The 20,787-nt window shown below is 73.7% G+C and carries 20 protein-coding genes and 4 pseudogenes; 16 read left to right on the forward strand and 8 right to left on the reverse strand.

Annotation, left to right across the window (positions count from 1 at the left end; genetic code table 11):
• Nucleotides 1-1,012 precede the first annotated feature (1,012 nt).
• Entirely contained in the window at nucleotides 1,013-1,765 is a 753-nt protein-coding gene (locus MF408_RS16225) for a M15 family metallopeptidase (protein ID WP_240248564.1), read from the forward strand.
• Between the two features lie 21 nt (nucleotides 1,766-1,786).
• On the opposite strand, the gene MF408_RS16230 is transcribed toward MF408_RS16225, so the two are convergent.
• The 3 genes from MF408_RS16230 to MF408_RS16240 form a co-directional block, all read right to left on the reverse strand.
• On the reverse strand, nucleotides 1,787-2,554 hold the full coding sequence (locus MF408_RS16230; protein WP_240248565.1) for a helix-turn-helix transcriptional regulator: 768 nt from the start codon (nucleotides 2,552-2,554) through the stop codon (nucleotides 1,787-1,789).
• A complete protein-coding gene (locus MF408_RS16235; protein ID WP_240248566.1) occupies nucleotides 2,508-3,416 on the reverse strand; it encodes a hypothetical protein in 909 nt (302 codons plus the stop codon). The genes MF408_RS16230 and MF408_RS16235 overlap by 47 nt, the downstream gene beginning before the upstream one ends.
• 69 nt (nucleotides 3,417-3,485) lie before the next feature.
• The gene (locus MF408_RS16240; RefSeq protein WP_240248567.1) at nucleotides 3,486-4,601 is read right to left on the reverse strand and encodes an NAD(P)/FAD-dependent oxidoreductase; all 1,116 of its coding nucleotides are present in this window, start codon (nucleotides 4,599-4,601) and stop codon (nucleotides 3,486-3,488) included.
• Between the two features lie 140 nt (nucleotides 4,602-4,741).
• Here MF408_RS16240 and MF408_RS16245 point away from each other — a divergent pair, with 140 nt between their 5' ends.
• The 3 genes from MF408_RS16245 to MF408_RS16255 all read left to right on the forward strand — a co-directional run bounded on the left by MF408_RS16245 (nucleotide 4,742) and on the right by MF408_RS16255 (nucleotide 7,157).
• Nucleotides 4,742-5,164 carry an HIT family protein gene (locus MF408_RS16245; RefSeq protein ID WP_240248568.1) on the forward strand — a complete coding sequence of 141 codons (423 nt, stop codon included), beginning with the start codon at nucleotides 4,742-4,744 and terminating at the stop codon, nucleotides 5,162-5,164.
• A 139-nt stretch (nucleotides 5,165-5,303) separates the two neighbouring features.
• The gene (locus tag MF408_RS16250; RefSeq protein WP_240248569.1) at nucleotides 5,304-6,071 is read left to right on the forward strand and encodes an SDR family NAD(P)-dependent oxidoreductase; all 768 of its coding nucleotides are present in this window, start codon (nucleotides 5,304-5,306) and stop codon (nucleotides 6,069-6,071) included.
• A gap of 225 nt (nucleotides 6,072-6,296) precedes the next feature.
• Nucleotides 6,297-7,157 (forward strand): DUF3048 domain-containing protein, encoded by an 861-nt coding sequence (locus MF408_RS16255; protein WP_275693487.1) that lies wholly within the window; start codon nucleotides 6,297-6,299, stop codon nucleotides 7,155-7,157.
• On the opposite strand, the gene MF408_RS16260 is transcribed toward MF408_RS16255, so the two are convergent.
• A complete protein-coding gene (locus MF408_RS16260) occupies nucleotides 7,145-7,861 on the reverse strand; it encodes a TetR/AcrR family transcriptional regulator (RefSeq protein ID WP_240248571.1) in 717 nt (238 codons plus the stop codon). The genes MF408_RS16255 and MF408_RS16260 overlap by 13 nt on opposite strands.
• Nucleotides 7,862-8,295: 434 nt before the next feature.
• Between MF408_RS16260 and MF408_RS16265 the strand changes: the two genes are divergently transcribed.
• A complete protein-coding gene (locus MF408_RS16265) occupies nucleotides 8,296-8,619 on the forward strand; it encodes a hypothetical protein (RefSeq protein ID WP_240248572.1) in 324 nt (107 codons plus the stop codon).
• 108 nt (nucleotides 8,620-8,727) lie between these two features.
• Complete coding sequence (locus MF408_RS16270; protein WP_240248573.1) at nucleotides 8,728-9,285, forward strand: YqgE/AlgH family protein; 558 nt, start codon at nucleotides 8,728-8,730, stop codon at nucleotides 9,283-9,285.
• 80 nt (nucleotides 9,286-9,365) lie between these two features.
• Here the strand turns inward: MF408_RS16270 and MF408_RS16275 are convergent.
• Nucleotides 9,366-10,013: pseudogene (locus MF408_RS16275) on the reverse strand (SDR family NAD(P)-dependent oxidoreductase); the annotation flags it as partial.
• Between the two features lie 225 nt (nucleotides 10,014-10,238).
• On the reverse strand, nucleotides 10,239-10,457 hold the full coding sequence (locus MF408_RS16280; RefSeq protein ID WP_240248574.1) for a hypothetical protein: 219 nt from the start codon (nucleotides 10,455-10,457) through the stop codon (nucleotides 10,239-10,241).
• 226 nt (nucleotides 10,458-10,683) lie between these two features.
• On the opposite strand from MF408_RS16280, the gene MF408_RS16285 reads away from it, so the two are divergent.
• The 10 genes and pseudogenes from MF408_RS16285 to MF408_RS16325 all read left to right on the forward strand — a co-directional run bounded on the left by MF408_RS16285 (nucleotide 10,684) and on the right by MF408_RS16325 (nucleotide 19,186).
• Nucleotides 10,684-11,025, forward strand: coding sequence for a hypothetical protein (locus MF408_RS16285; protein ID WP_240248575.1), 342 nt, complete (start codon nucleotides 10,684-10,686; stop codon nucleotides 11,023-11,025).
• Nucleotides 11,026-11,139: 114 nt separating this feature from the next.
• Nucleotides 11,140-12,177: a LysR family transcriptional regulator gene (locus MF408_RS16290; RefSeq protein WP_240248576.1), complete on the forward strand. Its 1,038-nt coding sequence runs from the start codon at nucleotides 11,140-11,142 to the stop codon at nucleotides 12,175-12,177.
• Nucleotides 12,167-12,364, forward strand: a pseudogene (locus MF408_RS16295) (DUF3039 domain-containing protein); the annotation flags it as partial. The gene MF408_RS16290 and the pseudogene MF408_RS16295, both read left to right, overlap by 11 nt.
• 29 nt (nucleotides 12,365-12,393) lie before the next feature.
• Nucleotides 12,394-14,166 (forward strand): annotated as a pseudogene (locus MF408_RS16300) (DEAD/DEAH box helicase).
• Between the two features lie 392 nt (nucleotides 14,167-14,558).
• Nucleotides 14,559-14,966 carry an ABC transporter ATP-binding protein gene (locus MF408_RS25660; RefSeq protein WP_275693198.1) on the forward strand — a complete coding sequence of 136 codons (408 nt, stop codon included), beginning with the start codon at nucleotides 14,559-14,561 and terminating at the stop codon, nucleotides 14,964-14,966.
• On the forward strand, nucleotides 14,963-15,391 hold the full coding sequence (locus MF408_RS25665) for an ABC transporter ATP-binding protein (protein ID WP_275693199.1): 429 nt from the start codon (nucleotides 14,963-14,965) through the stop codon (nucleotides 15,389-15,391). The genes MF408_RS25660 and MF408_RS25665 overlap by 4 nt, the downstream gene beginning before the upstream one ends.
• A gap of 36 nt (nucleotides 15,392-15,427) precedes the next feature.
• Complete coding sequence (locus tag MF408_RS16310; RefSeq protein WP_240248577.1) at nucleotides 15,428-16,240, forward strand: ABC transporter substrate-binding protein; 813 nt, start codon at nucleotides 15,428-15,430, stop codon at nucleotides 16,238-16,240.
• Nucleotides 16,237-16,452 (forward strand): hypothetical protein, encoded by a 216-nt coding sequence (locus tag MF408_RS16315; RefSeq protein WP_240248578.1) that lies wholly within the window; start codon nucleotides 16,237-16,239, stop codon nucleotides 16,450-16,452. Before MF408_RS16310 ends, MF408_RS16315 begins: the two co-directional genes overlap by 4 nt.
• A gap of 90 nt (nucleotides 16,453-16,542) precedes the next feature.
• Nucleotides 16,543-18,459 (forward strand): annotated as a pseudogene (locus MF408_RS16320) (iron ABC transporter permease); the annotation flags it as partial.
• Nucleotides 18,460-18,691: 232 nt separating this feature from the next.
• Nucleotides 18,692-19,186: a DUF1697 domain-containing protein gene (locus MF408_RS16325; RefSeq protein WP_240251971.1), complete on the forward strand. Its 495-nt coding sequence runs from the start codon at nucleotides 18,692-18,694 to the stop codon at nucleotides 19,184-19,186.
• Here the strand turns inward: MF408_RS16325 and MF408_RS16330 are convergent.
• Both MF408_RS16330 and MF408_RS16335 read right to left on the reverse strand, forming a co-directional pair.
• Complete coding sequence (locus tag MF408_RS16330; RefSeq protein ID WP_240248579.1) at nucleotides 19,158-20,393, reverse strand: MFS transporter; 1,236 nt, start codon at nucleotides 20,391-20,393, stop codon at nucleotides 19,158-19,160. The two genes, MF408_RS16325 and MF408_RS16330, sit on opposite strands and share 29 nt — an antisense overlap.
• A gap of 21 nt (nucleotides 20,394-20,414) precedes the next feature.
• Nucleotides 20,415-20,723 carry a hypothetical protein gene (locus MF408_RS16335; RefSeq protein WP_240248580.1) on the reverse strand — a complete coding sequence of 103 codons (309 nt, stop codon included), beginning with the start codon at nucleotides 20,721-20,723 and terminating at the stop codon, nucleotides 20,415-20,417.
• Nucleotides 20,724-20,787 lie beyond the last annotated feature (64 nt).

The following is a 20,787-nucleotide window of genomic DNA, read 5'->3' on the forward strand; positions in this document are numbered from 1 at the left end:
GCTGGTCGCGGTCCCACAGCTGCTGCGGCGTCATCCGCAGCTGCGGCCACCAGCGGTCGAGCCGGGCGCCCGCCGGGTCGTCGATCCGACCGGGGTGGAGCTGCCGCTCGAACCACTTCGACGCACCGGCGCGGTCGACCTGCGCGACCAGCCGCGGCGTCGTGCCGTAGGTGAACCGCGACACCAGGTGCCGCCCTTGTGGCGGCAGCACCGCCGCGGGCTTGGGCTTGCGCCATCGTGGCGCGGCCGTCGTCGTGCTCAAGGTCCCTCCCGGATGTCCCGTGGCAGGCTAGGGCCACCCGCCGCGTGGCGCGACCGCGCGCCGCCCGAGCGGGACCTAGGTCCCACATGACTCTGTCCGATCGGGGTAACAACGGCCGCATGCGCGCGCGGCTGTGGATCCCCCTCGTCCTGTGCCTCGGCCTCGTGCTCGGGCCGTACGCCGGCCCGGCGGCGCCCGCCCGCGCCGCGACGCCGACCGAGCTCCGGCTCTCGGCGCCCGCCGCCCACGCCGGCTCCACCACGACCCTCACCGTGCGCCTGCTCGCGGACGGCGCCCCGGTCGCCGGGGCGCCGGTGGTCCTGCAGCGGCGGGTGGGCGGCACGTGGCGGCCGCTCGGCACGGTGACGACCGACGCCGGCGGCGCGGCCGGCCAGGTGGTCGAGCTGAGCCGGCGGCCGGCGGACAACCGGGTGCGGGCGTCGTACGCCGGTGACGTGGAGCTCGAGCCCGCCGTCGCCGACGCCGGGCTGCGGCTGCGCAAGCGGCAGGGCAGGGTGCGGATCGCCGGCCCGGCTTCGTTCGTCGACGAGCGGAGCGCCCGGCTGCGGGTGCGGTGGACGACCGCTGCGGGGGAGCCGGTCCAGGGTCGGGTGCACCTCCAGCGGCGGGTCGACCGGCGGTGGCGGACGGTCGCCGTGCTGCGCACGAACGCTGCCGGCCGGGCGTCGCGGACGGTGGCGCCCCCGCACCGACACCCGGTGGCGCGCCGTCGCCCGGGGCCTGCCGTGGGTGACCGGCGACGTCAGCACCGTCCACGCCCTCGACAACCTCCCGCCGGGCGTCCGGGTGCGACTGCCCGGCGCCGCCCCGCCGCCGCGCCGCAAGCTGTCCTCCCCGCCGGCGGTCGGGAACGGACCCAACCCGCGGGTCACCCGGATCCCCGACCGGGTCTGGCGCCAGATGACCGGTCGCACCTGGCACCGCGGCTGCCCCGTCGGCCGGGCGGGGCTGCGGCTGCTGACGATCAACTTCTGGGACTACAGCGGCTACCGCAAGCGCGGCGAGCTGGTCGCGGCCGCCTCGGTGGTGCACCAGATGGCGGCGGCGCTGGCCGACATGTACCGCGCCCGGCTCCCGATCCGGACGATGCACCGGGTGGACCGGTTCGGGTGGTCGCGCCGGCTGGGCGGCGGCGACGACTACGCGTCGATGGCCGCCGGCAACACGTCCGCGTTCAACTGCCGGGACGTCGTCGGCCGGCCCGGCGTCCGGTCCCCCCACTCCTACGGCCGGTCGCTCGACGTCAACCCGTGGGAGAACCCCTACCGTGCCTCCCACGGCTGGGTGCCCAACCGGTGGTGGGTCGGCCGGTCGCACCCGCGCGTCGCCTGGCGCTCCCGCGGGCACCGCGTCGTGCAGATCATGGCCCGGCACGGCCTGCGGTGGACCTACGGCGTCCGCGACGCCCACCACTTCGACGCCGTGCCGCGCAACGGCCGCCTGCTGCGCGTCCCCGGCTGCGGCGACGCCGTGTGCCACTGACCGGGCGGGGTGGTGCCCGGGTCACGTGAGCCGGCGGTCGAACGCGTACGCCGCGGCGGCGGTCCGCGACGAGACGCCGATCTTGGTGAAGATGTTGCTGAGGTGCCGGGCGACCGTCTTCTCGCTGAGCACGAGCGCGGTGGCGATCTGGGCGTTGCTCCTGCCGGCCGCGACCAGCCGCAGCACCTCTGCCTCCCGCGCTGTGAGGCCGTCGGGCAGCACCCCCGGCAGCAGGAGGGCGGCGGCCTCGCGTGCCGCCGGCTCCGCTCCGAGCTCCTCGAGCACCCGGCGGGCCGCGTTCAGCTCGGCGGCTGCCGACCCCTCGTCCCCGAGCGCGCGCAGAGCGAGCGCGATCCGCATCTGCGCCCGCGCCGCCTCGTAGGGACCGTCGAGCGCGTTCCACAGTGCTCGCGCCTTGCGCAGGTAGGGGAGGGCGCCCGCCGGGTCGCCGGCGTCCAGCTCGACGCCGCCGGCCGCATAGCCGGCCATCGCCTGGAGCGCCGAGCACCCGAAGGCGGTGGCGGTGCGGCCCAGCTCGTCGGCCAGCGTCCGGGCCGTCCCGGCGTCGCCGGTCGCGAGCGCGATCTCGACCGCAGCCGGGAGCAGCCGCGACCGGTGGACGGGGTCGGTGATCTCGGCGACGAGCCGGCGGGCGGCGGCCGCGGCCGCGCGTGTGCCGCCCCGGGCCAGCCACAGGAGGGCGAGGCCGGGCTGGGGCTCGAAGCCGTGGGCCGCGGCCCGGTCATAGCTCGCCTCCGCGGCGTCGAGGTCGCCGAGCAGCCGCAGCACGTCGCCACGCTCGGCCAGGGCGAGACCAGCGGCGACCGGGGTCCCCACCGCCTGGTAGCGCCGCACCGCGTCGTCGAACTCGGTGACGGCCGCGGCGAACGCGCCGTGCAGGCGCATGATCTGGCCGCGGTGGACCGCGCACTGTCCCGTGAACGCGACCAGGCCCGGTTGGCTGCTGCACCAGCGGCTGAGCGCGGCGGTCCACGCCGATGCCCGGCCGAGGTCCGACACCTCCTGGCAGCCCTCGATCATCACGCAGTAGGCGTGCCCTGCCATCACCGGTGACACCCTCCCCCGGAGCGATGACGGTCATCGCCTCGTCGAAGAGCCGGAGGCCATCCGGGACCCGGCCGCCCTGGAGGGTGGTCCGGCCGAGCGCGGCCAGCGCGACGGACAGGAGGTCGAGGTCGCCGTGGCGGCGAGCGTGGTCAGCGGCCACGGCGGCGCGAGCGGCGGCGGCGTCCCAGTCGCCGTCGCCGATGTCGCGGAACATGAGGAGGAACTCGACGTACCCCCGCTCGACGACGTCCCGGTCGAGCTCGCCGAGCAGCCGCACCGCCTGGGCCGTCCACCCGGCCGCGACCGTCGGGGCGCCCGCCGTGACGTTGGCCATGGCGAGGTGGAACGCGGAGCGGACGGCGGCGGTCGGCTCGCCTGCGGCGACCTCGAGCCGGAAGGCGCGCTGCAGGGCGGAGATGGAGTCGTCGGTGCGTCCGAGGAGGAATGCCGTCGTCGCCAGGGCGCCGAGGTCGGCGGCGTTCATGGCGTCCGGCGGCGTCCCCGACCAGGCCTCGTACGCCGCCGCCCAGTCGCCGCGCTCGTAGGTCTCCCGTGCGCGAACCAGCTCCTCGACCACGCCCATGCGTGAACCTCCAGCTCGAGGATAGGACCGCCCGGACCGTCGCGGGAGGGGGCAGCCGGCTTCTCGAGGTCAGGCGGCCTCGAGCCGGCGCGCCGGCTCCGGCCGGCCGCTCCGCTCCGCGATCCGTCGTGCCACGTGGTCGGCGTCGCGCCCGACGCCCGGCAGCACCATCGAGCTGAACGCGTACTGGAAGGACAGGCCGCAGAAGTACAGCCCGGGCGCGGAGTCGACGACCCCCCGCACCTCCAGCGGCCAGCCGTCGGCACCGATCACGGGCAACCGGATCCAGTCGAAGGACTGCCGGAACCCGGTCGCCCACACGACGTTCGCCACCTCGACCGCCCGGTCGCCGACCACCGGCAGCCCGTCGCGCACCCCGGTGACCCGGTCGGTGAGCCGCTCGACGCCCCGCGCGCGGAGGTCGGCGCGCCGCACGCGGATCATCGGGCCTCCGTGGAAGCGCACGTGCGGCATCATCCGCCGGCCCAGCGGCGTCCGTCGGGTGAGCAGGTGCCGCCAGGCGAGGACGAGCAGTGGGAACAGCACCCGCCCGGCGGGCGACTCGATGCGGAACGGGACCTGGCCGCAGTCGCGGCCGGCCAGGATCGTCGGCCGGGTCGCGGCGACCTCGTGGGCGACGTCGGTGCCCGAGTGGGAGGCCCCGACGACGAGCACCGGGCCGTCGCGGAGCTGGGCCGGCCGGCGGTACTCGCTGGAGTGCAGCTGCAGGACCGCGGGGTCGAGGTCGGCGGCGAAGTCGGGGACGGCCGGGGTCCGTCCGAACGTCCCGGTCGCCACCACCACGTTGTCGCAGCGCAGCGTGCCGGTCGAGCAGTTCACGGTGAAGCCACCGTCGAGCGCGGCGTCCAGCGTCTCCACGCGGGTGCCGAGCAGCACCGGTAGCCGGTGGTGCTCGGCGTACGCCTCGAGGTAGTCGGCCACCTCGTCCTTCCCGGGGAACGTCCACGGGCGGGCGGGGAACGGAAGCCCCGGCAGGCCGTCGTAGCGGGCGGGGGAGTAGAGGCGCAGCGTGTCCCACTGACGGCGCCACTGGTCGCCGATCCGGTCGGCGGCGTCGACGACGAGACAGTCGCGGCCGCGTCGACGCAGGTGGTAGGCGGTCGCGAGGCCGGCCTGGCCGGCGCCGATGATCACGGTCTCGACGTGGGTGGGGGTGGTGTCCACTTCTCCTCCTCGGCTCGGGAGCCTCCACGCTAGGAAGCGCCCGCCACCGCCCGCTTCGGGCGGAATGCCCATCCGGTGGGCGGGGTCGTGGGTAGAAGTGCGCAGCGCCGAACCCCCGGTGATCACCTAGAGTCCGGGACGTGGCCGACTGCGTCTTCTGCTCGATCGTCGCGGGCGACACGCCCGCCGACGTCGTGCTCGACGAGCCGGAGCTGGTGGCGTTCCTCGATCGCCGGCCGGTGTTCAAGGGTCACGTGCTGCTGGTGCCGCGCGCGCACGTGGTGACGCTGCCCGACCTGCCGGCCGCGCTGCGCGACGGGTTCCTCGAGGCGGCGCAGCGGCTCGCGACCGCGGTCATGGACGGGCTCGGCGCCCAGGGCAGCTTCGTCGCGATGAACAACGTCGTCAGCCAGTCGGTGCCCCACCTGCACCTCCACGTCGTGCCGCGCACCAAGGGCGACGGGCTGCGCGGCTTCTTCTGGCCGCGCACGAAGTACGCCGACGGCGAGCCCGCGGCGTACGCCGAGCGGCTCCGCGCGGCGCTGCCGCCGGCCGGCCGCTGACCCTGCCGCTGACCCCCGCTGCCGGCCCGGCCGTCGACCCCCGCTGCCGCCCGGACCGCACCGGTCCGGGGGACCGTCTCGTAGGCTTGCCCGCCGACCGGAAGCACGGGCCCTGCGGCCCGCCACCGAGGAGGAGCAGATGGGTCGTTTCGACGGACGGGTCGTGGTCGTCACCGGCGCGGCGCGGGGCATCGGGTTCGGCACCGCCGCCCGGTTCGCCGAGGAGGGTGCCTCGGTCGCCCTCGTCGACCTCGACGAGACGGCGGCCGCCGAGGCCGCCGGCCGGCTGCCGCTCATCGACGGCGCGAAGGCCGTCGGCGTCGGCTGCGACGTCGCCGACGAGGTCGGCGTCGACGCCGCGATCGAGCGCGTCGTCGCCGAGCTGGGCGGGATCCACGTGCTGGTCAACAACGCCGGCGTCACCCGCGACAACCTGCTGTTCAAGATGACCGAGGACGATTGGGACCTGGTGATGAACGTGCACCTCAAGGGCGCGTTCCTGATGACCAAGGCGGCCCAGCGGCACTTCGTCGAGCAGAAGTACGGCAAGGTCGTCAACATCTCCAGCATCTCCGCGCTCGGCAACCGCGGCCAGGCCAACTACTCCGCGGCCAAGATGGGCATCCAGGGCTTCACCCGCACGCTCGGCATCGAGCTCGGCCCCTTCGGCATCAACGTCAACGCGGTGGCCCCCGGCTTCATCGCGACCGAGATGACCGACGCGACGGCGGCCCGCCTCAAGCTCGACGTCGAGGAGTTCCGCCGGCTCAACGCGGAGGCCAACCCGGTCAAGCGCGTCGGCCACCCCGAGGACATCGCGGCCGCGGTGTGCTTCCTGGCCAGCGACGAGGCGTCGTACGTCACCGGGCAGACGCTCTACGTCGACGGCGGGTCGAGCCTCGGCTGACCGCCGGCCGGCCGCACAATCGAAGTCATCCCCACCAGCACGAACCGACGATCGGAGTTCCGACGTGCGTGACGTTCGCTCGCTCGCCAGCATCACCGCCGCCCTCACCGCCCTCAGCCTGGGCTCGCCGCCTGCGGCGGCGACGACAGCGGCGGCGACGAGCCGGCCTCCGAGGAGGGCACGAGCGCGGCGCCCGAGGAGCCGGGCACCTGGCCGCTCACCGGCCTGCCGGTCGCCGACGGCGACGACGCCGAGCAGGACCACCCGGTCCTCGTGCTGAAGATGGACAACACCGAGTCCAGCGCCCCCCAGCAGGGCCTCGGCAGCGCCGACCTGGTCGTCGAGGAGCTGGTCGAGGGCGGCATCACCCGGCTGGCGGCGCTCTACTACTCCGAGATCCCGGGCGAGGTCGGCCCGGTCCGGTCGATGCGGGCCAGCGACATCGGCATCGTCGCGCCGGTCGACGGCGCGATGGTGGCCAGCGGCGGCGCGGCGCAGACCGTCGAGCGCGTCAACGACGCCGGCATCAAGATCTTCAACGAGGGCAGCCCCGGCTTCTTCCGCGAGCAGACCCGCAGCGCGCCGTACAACCTGTTCGCCGACATGGCGGCGGTCGCGAAGGCCGCGCGGGACAAGGAGACCGCCCGTCCCGACGACTACCTGCCGTGGGGCACCGGCGACGACGTCCCCCAGGGTCGCCCGGCCGGCACGCTCACCGCCGACTTCGGCCAGCACTCGACGAACTGGTCCTTCAGCAACGGCAGCTACGTCAACGAGAACACCCACGCCGCCGACGGCGACGAGTTCCCCGCCGACAGCGTGCTGGTGCTGCGGGTCGAGGTCGGCGACGCCGGCTACCTCGACCCCGCCGGCAACACCGTGCCCGAGACGATCTTCGAGGGCACCGGCGACGCGCTGCTCTTCCACGGCGGCAAGGTCGTCAAGGGCTCCTGGAGCAAGGACGCCCTCGACACGCCACTGCAGCTGGAGACCCGCAAGGGCGACCTGAAGGTGCCGGCCGGCCGGGTGTGGATCGAGCTGGTGCCGGTCGACTCGGCAGGCGGCTCGGTCACCTACGGCAAGTAGTCGCCGCCGAGGCCGGGCGGCAGCTCCTCGCCGTTCTCGACCATCAGCTGCACGCCGGAGAGCAGGAACGCGATCGCGGCCTCGACCCGGCGGGCCGCCGCCTCGGGGTCGTCGGCGGTCGACACCGACTCGCCCGCCGACGACATCGCACCGAAGAAGATCCGCGCGAACGTCTGCAGCATCGGCTCGTCGAGCGTCCACGACCCGGCCTCGAGCACGGCCCGCACGATCTCGAGCACGTTGGCGAACGTCGAGCGCTCCTCCTGCTCCCGGAAGCGCTCGTAGCCCAGCACCGCCGGACCCTCCTGGATCACGATCCGCCGGTACCGCGGCTCCTGGACCACCGCGAGGAACGCGCGGAGACCCGCCAGCGCCTTCACCCACGGGTCGTCCTGGTCGCGCAGCTCCTGCTGGATCCGCTGGGCCGCGTCGTGCTCCACCCGCTCGAAGACGGCCTCGAACAGCGCCTGCTTGCCCGAGAAGTGGTGGTAGAGCGCCCCCTTGGTCACCTGTGCGCCGGCGACGATCGCGTCGAGCGAGGTGGCGGCGTACCCCTGGGCGGTGAACAGCTCCTCGGCGACGTCGACCAGCGCCCGCTTGGTGGAGGCGGAGTACGCCGCGCGGCTGGTCGTGCCGGTCACGCCGGGGACCCGCGGCACCTTCGGCACCTTGGGGACCAGCCTGGGGACCGACGGCTTCGCCATCGGACCAGCATATGTCGGTCGTCACTCCCGGGGCGCGCGTGGCGGTGACGGTCATCTCGTGCGCCAGATCACGTCGCACGTCCTTGGGCATACCGCGGGTCTGCTCCATACTGAGAGTACGTACTTACGGTATGTCCGCCGCCGGGACCGACCCCCGGCCACGCGGACGGGCACGTTCCACCGGGGGGACTGGCTGCCGTCCACACCAGTGAAGGAGCCGCTGACCATGACCTGGAAGGCCTTCCACAACCGGGGCGAGACCCTCCGCACCGTGATGGCGACCGCGGACGCCCGGCGCGACGGCGTGCTGCCGACCGACGTCCCCGGGTTCGCCGAGACGTTCCGCGACGAGCTCGACCTGCTCGCCACGCTGCAGCTGCGGTGGCACACCCGGCTCTCCGGGTCACGTCGAGCGCGAGCTCGCGGCCCAGCCGATGGACCTCGAGCGGGCGGTCGCCGCCGCCTGGGCACGCACCGCCGGCCAGATGCCGGGCGTACGGATGGTGCTCGACCACCACCGCCGGCACCCCGCCGACGACGCCACCGCGGGAGCGCTCGCCCGTGCCGTCGCCAAGGAGCGCCACTTCCTGGCGGTCATGGGCGGCCGCGCCGGTCTCGGCGACGCCGCCGCGCAGCGGATCGGTGCCGAGATCGAGGAGCGCGGCCGCGAGCTGTGGGCCGGCGCCGCGGCGACCGGCTCCACCCACGCGCCGCGCCGCGGCCTGGTCGACCGCCTCCGCGCGGTCGTGGCCGCCTGACCGCCCCACGAACCCGGCCCCGGGCCCGACGCGCCCCCCCCTCCCTCTCCCTCCCGCGCCGGGCCCGGGGTCGGCGCTTCCGGGCATGATGGAGGAGTGAGCGACCCGGTGAGCGACCCCCGGGCGGGCATGCTGCTGCTCGCCAGTCCCGCGCTGCTCGACCCGAACTTCGTCGACGCGGTCGTCCTGCTCCTCGACGTCAACCCCGAGGGAGCGCTGGGCGTGGTGCTCAACCGGCCGAGCCCGCTGCCCGTCTCCGAGGTGCTCGGCGAGTGGGGCGACGTCGTCGACGAGCCCGAGGTGCTGTTCCAGGGCGGACCCGTCTCCACCGACGGCGCGCTGGCCGTCGCCCTCGCCGCTCCCGGCGGCGAGAACGCGGCCGGCTTCCAGCCCGTCGTCGACCGGCTCGGGCTGCTCGACCTCGACACGCCGAGCGAGCTCGTCGTCGGCACCGTCGACCGGCTCCGGATCTTCGCCGGCTACGCCGGCTGGGGCACCGGCCAGCTCGAGGCCGAGATCGCCGAGGGCAGCTGGTACGTCGTGCCCGGGCAGGCCGACGACGTCTTCCGCCACGACACCCGCGACCTCTGGCGCGAGGTCATGCGCCGCCAGCCCGGCGACCTCGCCTTCCACTCCACCCGCCCTGCGGATCCCGCGCTCAACTAGGCGCGGTCGTTGACTCGTCAGCCAGATGGTGATGGCGCCTAGGAACGCTCGCCGGGCCGTGCTCCATCGGCGACCGGTCGTCACGAGGTCCCGGCTTCGACCTCTGCATCCGCGGCATACGCGGCGTCGCGTCGCGCCTCGAATCCGGCAAGACGTTCGCGCACCGAGGTCGTCACAGCCTCATACGCGTCGGAGTTGATGAGCAGGCGCAGCGGGGGTGTGTCGGAGAGCGCGGCCTCGATGGTCGCATTTGCGACGCCGGACTGGCTGGCGGGCATCTGCTCCACCGGGATGGGATCGGCATCGGCAGGACCGCCGACGTAGGGCTCACTGAGGGGGACCTGTTCGGCGGCGGCGTAGAAGGTCGTGCGGACCATGCCGGGCTCGACCAGGATGGTCTTGATGCCGAAGGGCTCGATCTCGGCGGAAAGGGACTCGAAGTAGCCCTCGATGCCCCACTTGGTCGCGTGGTAGATCGCGAACCCGGGGAACGTGATGTGGCCGCCCATGCTGGAGATCTGGACGAGCACGCCGCCGCCCTGCTTGCGCAGGTGCGGAACGACGCGGCGGGCGAGCTGGATGGAGCCGGTGAGGTTGGTGGCGATGGAGCGCTCGACCTGTTCGTCGCACAGGTCCTCGGCTGCGCCCATGACTCCGAACCCTGCGTTGGAGACGACGACGTCGATCCGTCCCAGCTCGGCGAACGCGGCGTCGACCGCGGTATCGAGCTGCTGGCTGTCGAGTGACGTCGAGGGCGTGTCGCCACAGCCGGTCTCCGTATCGGTCGGCGAGCTCGTCGAGCTGCTCCGGGCGGCGCAGGGTCGCTGCGACTCGGCCGCCGCGGGCCAGGATCTGCTCGGTGAGCTCGCGGCCGATGCCGCGGGATGCGCCGGTGATGAACCAGGTCTTCATCAGTTTTCCTTTCGCTCGGTCGGGTCGGGGCGGGTCGTAGGTCATCCGCCGGTCGATGCATTCACCGCGCGAACCGCGGCGTCGGTCGATGCGCGGAGCGCTTCGTAGACATCCCTGGTGATGCCGACCTGCATCTCCAGGTCGTCGTGCTCGAGGCCGAGGAACAGTCCGTCGACGGCGTCGGCGACCGACACCTTGTCGTCGGAGACGACGCCGCCAGAGAAGGGCGAGTCCACGAGGGGTGCCATGAACTCGAACACCTTGACGGTGGAGCCGTTCCGCTCGAGCTGGAGCCGGGCCGACTGGGTCAGCGAGTGCAGGGCCGCCTTGGTGGCGCTGTAGGTCGGGTTGGTGATGTCGGGTGCGAACGCGACCCCCGGAGGTGGTGACGATGAGGCATCCGTCGTCGCCCCGCTCCAGGATCGGGACCAGCGCTCTGATGAGCCGTACTGCAGAGAGATAGTTGACGCGCATCTCGGCCTCAGCATGGGCGACCGCGTCTACGGCGTCGTCGAACAGCTTGTACGTGTGGGTGATGCCGGCATTGAGCAGCACGGTGTCCAGGTCGCGGTGCTGCTCTCCGACAAGATCCAGCAACGCATCGACCCGCGTATCGTCGGCAATGTCGCACTGAACGGGAATGGCGCGGCCCATGCTCGCGGCCTCGCGCTCGAGTCGCTCACCGTTGCGCGCGACCATGAGGACGGTGGCGCCGTGCGCGGCGAACCGCCGAGAAGCTTCGAGGCCCATGCCGGTGCCGGCGCCGGTGACGAGGACCTTTCTCCGGTTGATGTTCACTGTTCACCTTCCTCGGGCTCGGGGGCGTGACCCTGCCTTGCGGTCGCGCAACTCCAGAGTTCTCCGCTCAAGCCATGCGGACAAGCGAGGTTTTTCGCACCGGAGGTATGCGGCTACCGCATCGCCGGGAGTAGCGTCGAGGTCATGGCTGAACTGACGATCGCGGGCCTGCGTGTGGTCGCCGAAGTCGCTCGACGTGGGTCGTTCACTGCAGCGGCGGAAGCACTCGGCTACACCCAGTCCGCGATCTCGCGGCAGGTGGCCACGGCGGAGGCCGCGGTGCGGAGCCCGATCTTCGAGCGCAGGGCGCGAGGGGTGACGCTGACGCCGGCGGGCGATGTGCTGGCCAAGCACGCGCGCAGCGTCTTGAGCCAGCTCGCTGCTGCCGAGCTGGAGCTGGCCGGCCTCCGCGACCAGGTCGCGGGTCGTCTTGTGGTCGGAGCCTTCCCGCTTGCTGCCGCCCACTGGGTGCCCCGAGCCATCGCCGCCCTGAAGGAGCGGCACCCGGCGCTGGAAGTGGACCTGCGCGAAGCGGGGAGTCCGCAGCAGATGCGTTGGATGCAAACCCGGCGGATCGAGGTCGCGCTCGTCGCCCGAGGCGATGGCCTGCCCGACTACGACTTCAGCGAGCTGACGACAGAGGTCCTCGCGCCGACGGCCTTGGGGATCGCCGTCGCCGCGACCCATCCGCTGGCGCAGCGTGACGAGGTGGCCGTCGCCGACATCGCGGGAGAGCCGTGGGTCGTCGGTTCGGGGGACGAGCCGCAGTTCCTGGCCTGGCCGACGCTGTCGGAGCCGCACGTCGCCTTCCGGGTCGCGAGCTGGCAGACCCGCCTCGGCCTGGTATCAGCCGGGCTGGCGCTCACGGTCATGCCGGAGAGTGCCGCCCGAAGTGTTCCGCGGGATGTTCGATGGCTGAAGGTCCGCGATCCTGCCCTTCGCTTCGACAGGGAGGCCGTCATCGTCACGAGAACCGAGCGCAGCCCGGCGGCCGAGGCCTTCAGTCGCGCCTTGCACGAGGTGACCTCCCCAGCCGGGTTAGGCGCGCTCTCCACACGCGGTCGCCCGGGGGTCGCCCGGCCTCCGGACGGACGTAGACTCTGGTCCGTGACCACCATCGGCTTCTCGACCGAAACGGACGTCCGCGAGGACCGCCGTACCGTCCCCGACCGACGACGGTGACCACGAGCGCTTCTCCCACTACGTGGAGAAGGAGAAGCTCACCGAGGCGATGGTGATGGGCACCCCCGTCCGCGCGCTGTGCGGCAAGGTGTGGGTGCCGAGCCGGGCGCCGGAGAAGTTCCCGGTGTGCCCGGAGTGCAAGGAGATCTGGGAGAGCCTCTCCGACGACGCGGGCACCGGCGAGTGAGCGGCGGCCCCGACGAGGCCGCCTCCCGCCTGACCTCCCTCGGTCCCGCCTGGCCCGAGCGTGCGGCGTGGGGCACGGCGCCCTCGCTACGTGCCTGGCAGGGCCGCGGCGCTCCGCGACTACCTCGACCGCTCGCCGCGCGACTTCCTGGCGGTCGCGACCCCCGGCGCCGGCAAGACGACGTTCGCACTGTCGGTGGCGGCCGAGCTGCTCGGGCGGCGGCAGGTCGACCGGTTGATCATCGTCGCGCCGACCGAGCACCTGAAGCTGCAGTGGGCCGAGGCCGCCGCGAAGGCCGGGCTGCCCATCGACCCGAGCTACTCCGCGGGCAAGGGCAAGATCGCCAGCGACTACGTCGGCGTCGCGGTGACCTACGCCGGCGTCGCGGTGAACCCGCTCGCGCTGCGCATCCGCACGGAGCGGTTCAAGACGCTGGTCATCCTCGACGAGATCCACCACGCGGGCGACGCGCTCAGCTGGGGCGAAGGCGTCCGGGAGGCCTTCGAGCCGGCCGCCCGCCGGCTGGCGCTGACCGGCACGCCGTTCCGCTCCGACGTCAACCCGATCCCGTTCGTCACCTACGCGCCGGGGCCGGACGGCGTCCCGCGGTCGGTGGCGGACTACACCTACGGCTACAGCCAGGCGCTCGCCGACCACGTCGTACGTCCGGTGCTGTTCCTGGCCTACTCCGGCGAGATGCAGTGGCGCACCCGCGCCGGCGACGAGGTCGCCGCCAGCCTCGGCGAGCCGCTCACCAAGGACCTGACCGCCCAGGCGCTGCGCACCGCGCTCGACCCGCAGGGGTCCTGGATCCCGGCCGTGCTCGAGGCCGCCGACAAGCGGCTCTCGGAGGTGCGGCGGCACGTGCCCGACGCCGGCGGCCTGGTCATCGCCACCGACCAGGACTCCGCCCGCGCCTACGCCAAGGTGCTCAAGGCGATCAGCGGCGAGCCCGCCACGATCGTGCTCTCCGACGAGAAGGCCGCGTCAAAGCGGATCTCGGAGTTCAGCGAGGGCGACAGCCGGTGGCTGGTCGCGGTCCGGATGGTGTCGGAGGGCGTCGACGTGCCGCGGCTGGCGGTCGGGGTCTACGCCACCACCACGGCCACCCCGCTGTTCTTCGCCCAGGCCGTCGGCCGGTTCGTTCGGGCCCGGAAACGGGGCGAGATCGCGTCGGTGTTCCTGCCGTCGGTGCCGCGGCTGCTGCAGTTCGCCGCCGAGCTCGAGGTCGAGCGCGACCACGTGCTCGGCCGGAAGGTGACCGACGAGGGGCGACACTCTTCTCCGCGGAGGAGGACCTGCTGCGCCAGGCGCAGGCGGGGGAGGCGGCCTCGGCGGAGCTGGAGGCGTTGCCGTTCGAGGCGCTCGGCTCGCAGGCACGCTTCGACCACGCCCTCTACGACGGCGCCTCCTTCGGCCACGAGGGCGAGGTGCAGGTCGGCTCCGAGGAGGAGATGGACTTCCTCGGCATCCCGGGCCTGCTCGAGCCCGACCAGATGCGGCTGCTCCTGCGCGAGCGCCAGCAGGCCCGGGTCAAGGAGCGCCGCCGGCAGCCCGACCCCGACGCCGTCGAGCCGCCGGAGGACCCGGTCACGAAGCACGAGCAGCTCGCCGTGATGCGCCGCGAGCTCAACGGCCTGGTCGCCGCCTGGCACCACCGCACCGGCCAGGCCCACGGCATCACCCACGCCGCGCTGCGCAAGGAGTGCGGCGGCCCGCCTGCCGCGGTCGCCAACGCCGACCAGCTCAAGGCCCGCATCGACCGGATCCGCCAGTGGGCCGCCGAGGGCCGCACCGCCTGACCGCCGACCCGGCGCATCTCTGCAGCTGAAACGGCCCGACCCGGCGCATTCCTGCACCTGGAAGGGCCCGACCCGGCTCGTTCCCGCACCCAGAACGGCCCGACCCGGCGCATCTCCGCACCTGGAAGGGCCCGACCCGGCGCATTCCTGCAACCGGCTCGTGCAGAAACCGGCCGGGTCGGCGGGTTGGGCGTGCGGAGACGGGCCGGGTCGGCGGGTTGGGCGTGCGGAGATGGGCCGGGTCGGCGGGTTGGGCGTGCGGAGATGGGCCGGGTCGGCGCGTTGTGCGTGCGGAGATGGGCCGGGTCGGCGGGTTGGGCGTGCGGAGACGGGCCGGGTCGCGTGACGGGGGCCACAAGCGGACGAGGCGAAGTTAGGTTAGCCTTCTCTCCATGGCGATGACCGCGACGGCGAGGACGGCCTCGGCGACCGACGCGTTGCAAGGGCACGACCTGGTGCTCGGCTACCAGCGCACCACCGTCGTGCACGGCGTCTCGGTGAGCCTGCGCGCTGGCGTGGTCACCGCGCTGATCGGCCCCAACGGCAGCGGCAAGTCGACGGTGCTCCGCTCGCTCGCCCGCCTCCACCCGGTCGAGAGCGGGTCGGTGCGGGTCGGCGAGGACGACGCGGCACCGCTGAGCGCGAAGGAGTTCGCGCGGCGGGTCACCCTGCTGTCGCAGTCGCGGCCGCACCCCTCGGGCCTCGAGGTGCGCGACGTGGTCGCGTTCGGCCGGCACCCCGCACCGCGGCCGGTTCTCCGCTCACGGCGGCCGACCGGGCAGCGATCGACAAGGCCATGACGGTCACCGGCATCACCGACATGGGCGACCGCTGCGTCGACCAGCTCTCCGGCGGCGAGCTGCAGCGGGTGTGGCTGGCCACCTGTCTCGCGCAGGACACCGGTGTGGTCCTCCTCGACGAGCCCACCAACCACCTCGACCTGCGCTACCAGGTCGAGACCCTCGACCTGGTCCGCGACCTCGCCGACGAGCACGGGACGGCCCTGGGCGTCGTGCTCCACGACCTCAACCACGCGGCTGCCGTCGCCGACGACGTGGTGCTGCTGCACCAGGGACGGGTCCGCGCCGCCGGCGCCCCGGTCGACGTACTCACCGCCGAGCACCTCTCCGAGGTCTACGGGCTGCCGATCCGCTCCATCGTCGACCCGGTCACGGGCGCGGTGCGGGTCGAGGCCCAGGGCCGGCACCACCAGCCCGGCCGCTGATCCCCGCCGCCGACCACTCACCACACAGAGGAACCGATGAAGACACGCTCGATCGCTGCTGCCCTGACCGCGCCGCTGGCCCTGCTGCTCGTCGCCTGCGGCACCACGGACACTGGCGGTGACGACGACCCGGCCCCGCAGGCTAACGACTCCGCCGACTGCGCCGACGACCAGACGGCCACCTCGACCGAGCCCGTCAGCCTCACCGACGCCTTCGGCCGCAAGGTCGAGCTGGACAAGCCGGCCGAGCGGGTCGCGGTGATCGAGTGGCAGCAGACCGAGGGCCTGCTCTCCCTCTGCGTGACGCCGGTCGCCGTCGCCGACGTCGAGGGCTTCTCGACCTGGGTGACCGCCGAGGAGCTGCCCGAGGGCGTCACCGACGTGGGCCTGCGCAACGAGCCCAACCTCGAGACCCTGTTCGGCACCGAGCCCGACCTCGTCGTCATCGAGGCCTACACGCCCGAGGACGAGATCATCGCCCAGCTCGAGGAGTACGACGTCCCCGTGCTCGCGACGAAGGGCGCCGACGCCGAGGACCCGATCGGCCAGATGGTCGACACCTTCGAGCTGATCGCCGAGGCCACCGGCCGCGAGGAGCGCGCGGAGGTGGTCGTCGACCAGTTCGAGCAGCACCTCGAGGCCGCCAAGGACGAGATCGCCGACGCGGGCACCGAGGTCGAGGAGTTCGTCTACTTCGACGGCTGGCTGCAGGGCGGCAACGTCGCACTCCGCCCGTTCGGCCAGGGCTCGCTGATCGGCGAGCTGGGGAGGAGCTGGGCCTCACCAACGCCTACGACGGCGAGGTCGACCCGGCGTACGGGCTCGGGCAGACCGACATCGAGGGCATGAGCGAGTACGCCGACGCCACGTTCTTCCACACCGGCACCACCGACCCGGCCGGCGACGTGTTCGCCGAGCTCGAGAAGAACCAGGTCTGGCAGAAGATCCCGGCCGTCGCCGAGGGCCGCGTCCACGCCTTCCCCGAGGGCATCTGGACGTTCGGCGGGCCCCGCTCGTCGCAGCAGGTGCTCGACGCGTACGTCGCCGCGCTGACCAGCTGACGACCGACCCGGGACGTGGTGGTGGAGCGGCAGCGGCTGCCCGAGCTCGACGGGCCGGCCGCGGAGACCCCGCGGCTCGGCGCCGCCGCCGTGGTCGGCGCGTCGGGTGCGCTGCTGCTCCTCGCCGCCGGGCTGGCACTGGTCGCGGGCTGGCACGTCACCCAGGGCACCTCGGGCGTCGGGCTGGGTGACCTGCTCGGGTGGGCGGTCGGTGACGACACCGTCGACGCCCGCACCGCCGACGTACTGGTCGGCTCGCGGGTGCCGCGGCTCCTCGCCGGCATCGCGGTCGGGTTCGCGCTGGGCGTCGCCGGTGCCCTGTTCCAGTCCCTGGCGCGCAACGCCCTCGCCTCGCCCGACACGCTCGCGGTCACCGGCGGCGCCTACTTCGCGGTCACCGTCGTCGCGGCGCTCGGGCTCTCGGTGCCGCTGTGGGCGTCCGGGCTGACCGCGTTCGTGGGTGGCGTGCTGGCGGCCGGCCTCGTGCTCGCCCTCGCCGGAGGGGCCGGTACGTCGACCTCGCGGCTGGTGCTCGCCGGGTCGGCGATGGCGCTCGCCCTCCAGGCGGGCACCGCGACGCTGCTGATCCTCTTCGAGGAGGAGACGACCAGCCTCTACGCGTGGGGCAGCGGGTCGCTCAGCCAGCTGGGGCTCGGGGCGTTCCAACGGGCCGCCCCCGTCGTGGCGGTCGCGACCTGCGGTGCGCTGCTCTTGTCCCGGCGGCTGGACCTGCTCGGCCTCGGTGACGACAGCGCGGCCGTGCTGGGGGTGCCGGTGCGGTCGACCCGCACGATCGGCACCGTGCTCGCGGTGCTGCTCACCGCGGCCGCGGTCACCCTGGCCGGCCCGATCGGCTTCGTCGGCCTGTTCGCCCCCGTCGCGGTGCGGCTGGCCGGCCGCGTCGTCCCGGCGCTCAACCGCCACCTGGTGCTCATCCCCGCCGCGGGCCTGATGGGCGCCTTCGTGGTCGTGCTCGCCGACGCCGTGATCCGCGCCGCGATCGGGGCCGACGAGGCCCTGTCGGTGCCGACCGGCGTCACCACGACCGTCGCCGGCGCCGTGGTGATGATCGTGCTCGCCCGGCGCAGCCTCGACTCGGGCCCGGCCCGGCAGCCGCCCGCCGCGAGGGTCGGGGTCGGGAGCCGGCTGCGCTTCGTCGTCGTGCTCGTCGTGGTCGCCGTCGCCGCGGCGGCCGTCGTCGTCCTGGGGCTGCTCGCGGGCGACACCTGGCTGCGCACCGGCGACATCGCGCTCTGGCTGCAGGACGACGGGCCGCCACTGGTCCGGTTCGCGCTCGACGAGCGGGCGCCCCGCGTCGCCGCCGCCGTGCTCGCGGGAGCGGCCCTGGCCCTGGCCGGCTCGATGGTGCAGGCGACCTGCCGCAACCCGCTGGCCGAGCCCGGCATCCTCGGCATCACCGGAGGAGCCGGCGTCGGAGCGGTCGTCGTGGTCACCGGCACGGGCATGACCGCCGCCGCGAGCAACACCGCCATCCTGGTCGGCGCCACGGCCGGCGCCCTGATCGCCTTCACCCTCGTCTACGCCCTCGCCTGGCGCGGCGGGCTCGAGGCCGACCGGCTGCTGCTGATCGGCATCGGCACCTGGTACGGCTCGACCGCGATCTCGACCTACCTCCTCGTCCGCTCCAACCCCTGGGACACCCCGCGGATCTACACCTGGCTGTCCGGGACGACGTACGGCCGCTCCTTCGACCAGGTGGTGCCGGTCGCGGTGGTGCTCGCGGTGGCGCTGCCCCTGGCCTGGGTCGTGCGGCGCGAGCTCGACCTGCTCGCGCTCGACGAGGACACGCCCCGCCTGGTCGGCGTCGGCCTCGAGCGGGTGCGGCTGCTGGTGCTGGTGACCGCGGCGCTGCTGGCGGCGATGAGCGTCGCGGCCGTCGGGGTCGTCGGCTTCGTCGGCCTGGTCGCGCCGCACATGGCGCGAGCGCTCGTAGGTGGCCGCCACAGCCGGTCGCTGCCCGTCGCCGTGCTCGTCGGGGCGGTGCTGCTCGGCGTGGCCGACCTGGTCGGGCGCACGGTGATCGCCCCGTCCCAGCTGCCGGCCGGCTCTCGTCGTCGCGGTGATCGGCGCGCCGTACTTCGTCTACCTGCTGGCGCGCTCGCGGGCCTGAGGGCCGTCCGCACCCGCACTGGCACCTGGGCACTGGACACCGGGCTCTGGGCACAATGCACGCGTGCCCACCTACGTCGCCTTCCTCCGCGCCATCAACCTCGGTCGCGTGCGCAAGTTCGCGAAGGGCGACATCGCCGCCGCCACCGAGGCGGCCGGCTTCACCGACGTGGCGACGCACATCAACACCGGCAACGTCCGGCTCACGACCGCGATGCGCTCGCGCGCGCGGATCGAGAGCGCCCTGGAGGCGGCGTACGCCGAGCGCGCCGGGTTCGACGTGCCGACCATCGTCTTCGACCAGTCGGAGCTCCGGCAGGTCGCGGCCGAGGCCGAGGAGCTGAACGCGGCCCGGCCCGACCTCGAGCGGCACTACCTCTTCCTGCTCAAGACCGAGCCGGCCGCGGACCGGGTGGCAGCGCTGCTCGCCAAGGAGCAGGCGGCCGACACCGTCGTCGTGCGCGGCCGGGTGGCGCACGTGCTGCTCGGACCCGGCTACCAGCAGGGCACGGTCGACCCCGCGGGGGTCGAGAAGGCGCTCGGCGTGGTCGCCACCAACCGCAACTACAACGTCGTCACGACGCTGGCGCGGAAGTGGTGCTAGCCGCCTCGACCCGGTCGGCCGGAGTCGCACGTCGCATGCCCCGCACCGAGGGCGAGAGCAGGGTGAGCAGCGAGATCGCGGCGTAGGCGAGCCCGGCGAGCAGGATCATCTCCTGCAGTCCGAACGCCGCACCGAGCGGGCCGAACGCCAGCTGGCCGGCCGGGATCGCCACGAACGAGCCGAGCATGTCGTAGGAGTAGACGCGGGAGAGCATGTTCTCCGGGACGTTCTCCTGCATCGCCAGCTCCCAGCCCAGCCCGAAGATCTCGATGCCGGCACCGGCGACGAACGCCGCCACGACGAGCACCCACAGCTCGGTCGTCAGGCCGAGCGCGACCATCTGCGAGGCGTAGACCGCGCAGCCGAGCATGCCGAGCAGGAGCGGACGGCGCAGGGTCACCCGGAGGAACACCAGCGACGTCGTGACCAGGCCGCAGGCACCGGCGGAGACGATCAGCGACCACCCGGCGACGCCGATCGTCGACGACTCGGCGTGGGCCGGGCCGAGCGTGCTGAAGCCGCCGCTGCTGAGCGCGTTGAGGAAACCGAACGCCAGCACGACCACCCACAGCCAGGTCGTCGTACGGAAGAAGCGCCAGCCCTCGCGCAGCTCGCGCACCATGCTGGAGCTGCTGCTCGGCGGTTTCGGCGGCAGCTTCACGCGCAGCAGCAGGGCGGCGGCGACGAGGTAGGTCACGCCGTTGACCGCGACCGCCCAGCCCGCGCCGATGCCGACGACGAGGACACCGCCGAGCGCCGGCGCGAAGACCAGCGAGATGTTGCGCAGCAGCCCGTTGAGGACGTTGGCCTGCTGCAGCGCACCCCTGGGGGCGAGCTGCGGCAGGAGCCCGGCGAGCGCGGGCTGGTTGGCGGCCGCGGCCACGCCGGCCACGGCCGACAGCGCCACCAGGTGCCAGATCTCGGCCACCCCGGTGACGACCAGCGCCGCGACGGCGAGCTGGGTGAGGCCGGCGGTCACGTTGCTGAGCTGGATGATCAACGTCCGCCCGAACCGGTCGGCGAGCACGCCACCGAGGAGCAGGAAGAGCACGGTCGGGATGCTGCGCGCTGCGAGCACGGCACCGAGGGCGCTCGGCGAGCTGCTGACCGCCAGCACGGCGAACGCGAGCGCCACGCCGCCCATGAAGTCGCCGACCTGGTCGACGGCCCGGGCGGCGAAGTACCAGCGGAACCGCTGGTCGCGCACGCGGCGCGAGGGCCGGACCGCTCACGACCGGCCCTCCATCCGGAACGCCGCGACCGTCAGGTTCACCTTGACGGTGCCCTCGGTGCGCGGTCGCACCGCCCGCTCGTGCAGCACCGCGGACGCGTGGCGCACCATGTCGACCACCTCCTGCCAGGTCTCGGGCGTCACCCACAGCTCGGCGTCGGTCAACGTCGCCGGACGCGACGCGCCCGAGCGGTAACGGCGCAGCAGCTCGCTGCACATCGCCTCGACCTGCGCGGCCAGCTCGGCCTCGCTCGGCCTCGGCTCCGGCCGCTCGTGCGGGTAGCGGTAGCGCTTCGCCACCCCCACCCCGGATCCGCTCCTCGCCGTCGACGACCACCAGGTCGGCGTCGTGCAGCACCCGCAGGTGGTA

The sequence above is a fragment of the Nocardioides sp. TF02-7 genome (assembly GCF_022437945.1).
Classification (GTDB): Bacteria; Actinomycetota; Actinomycetes; order Propionibacteriales; family Nocardioidaceae; genus Nocardioides.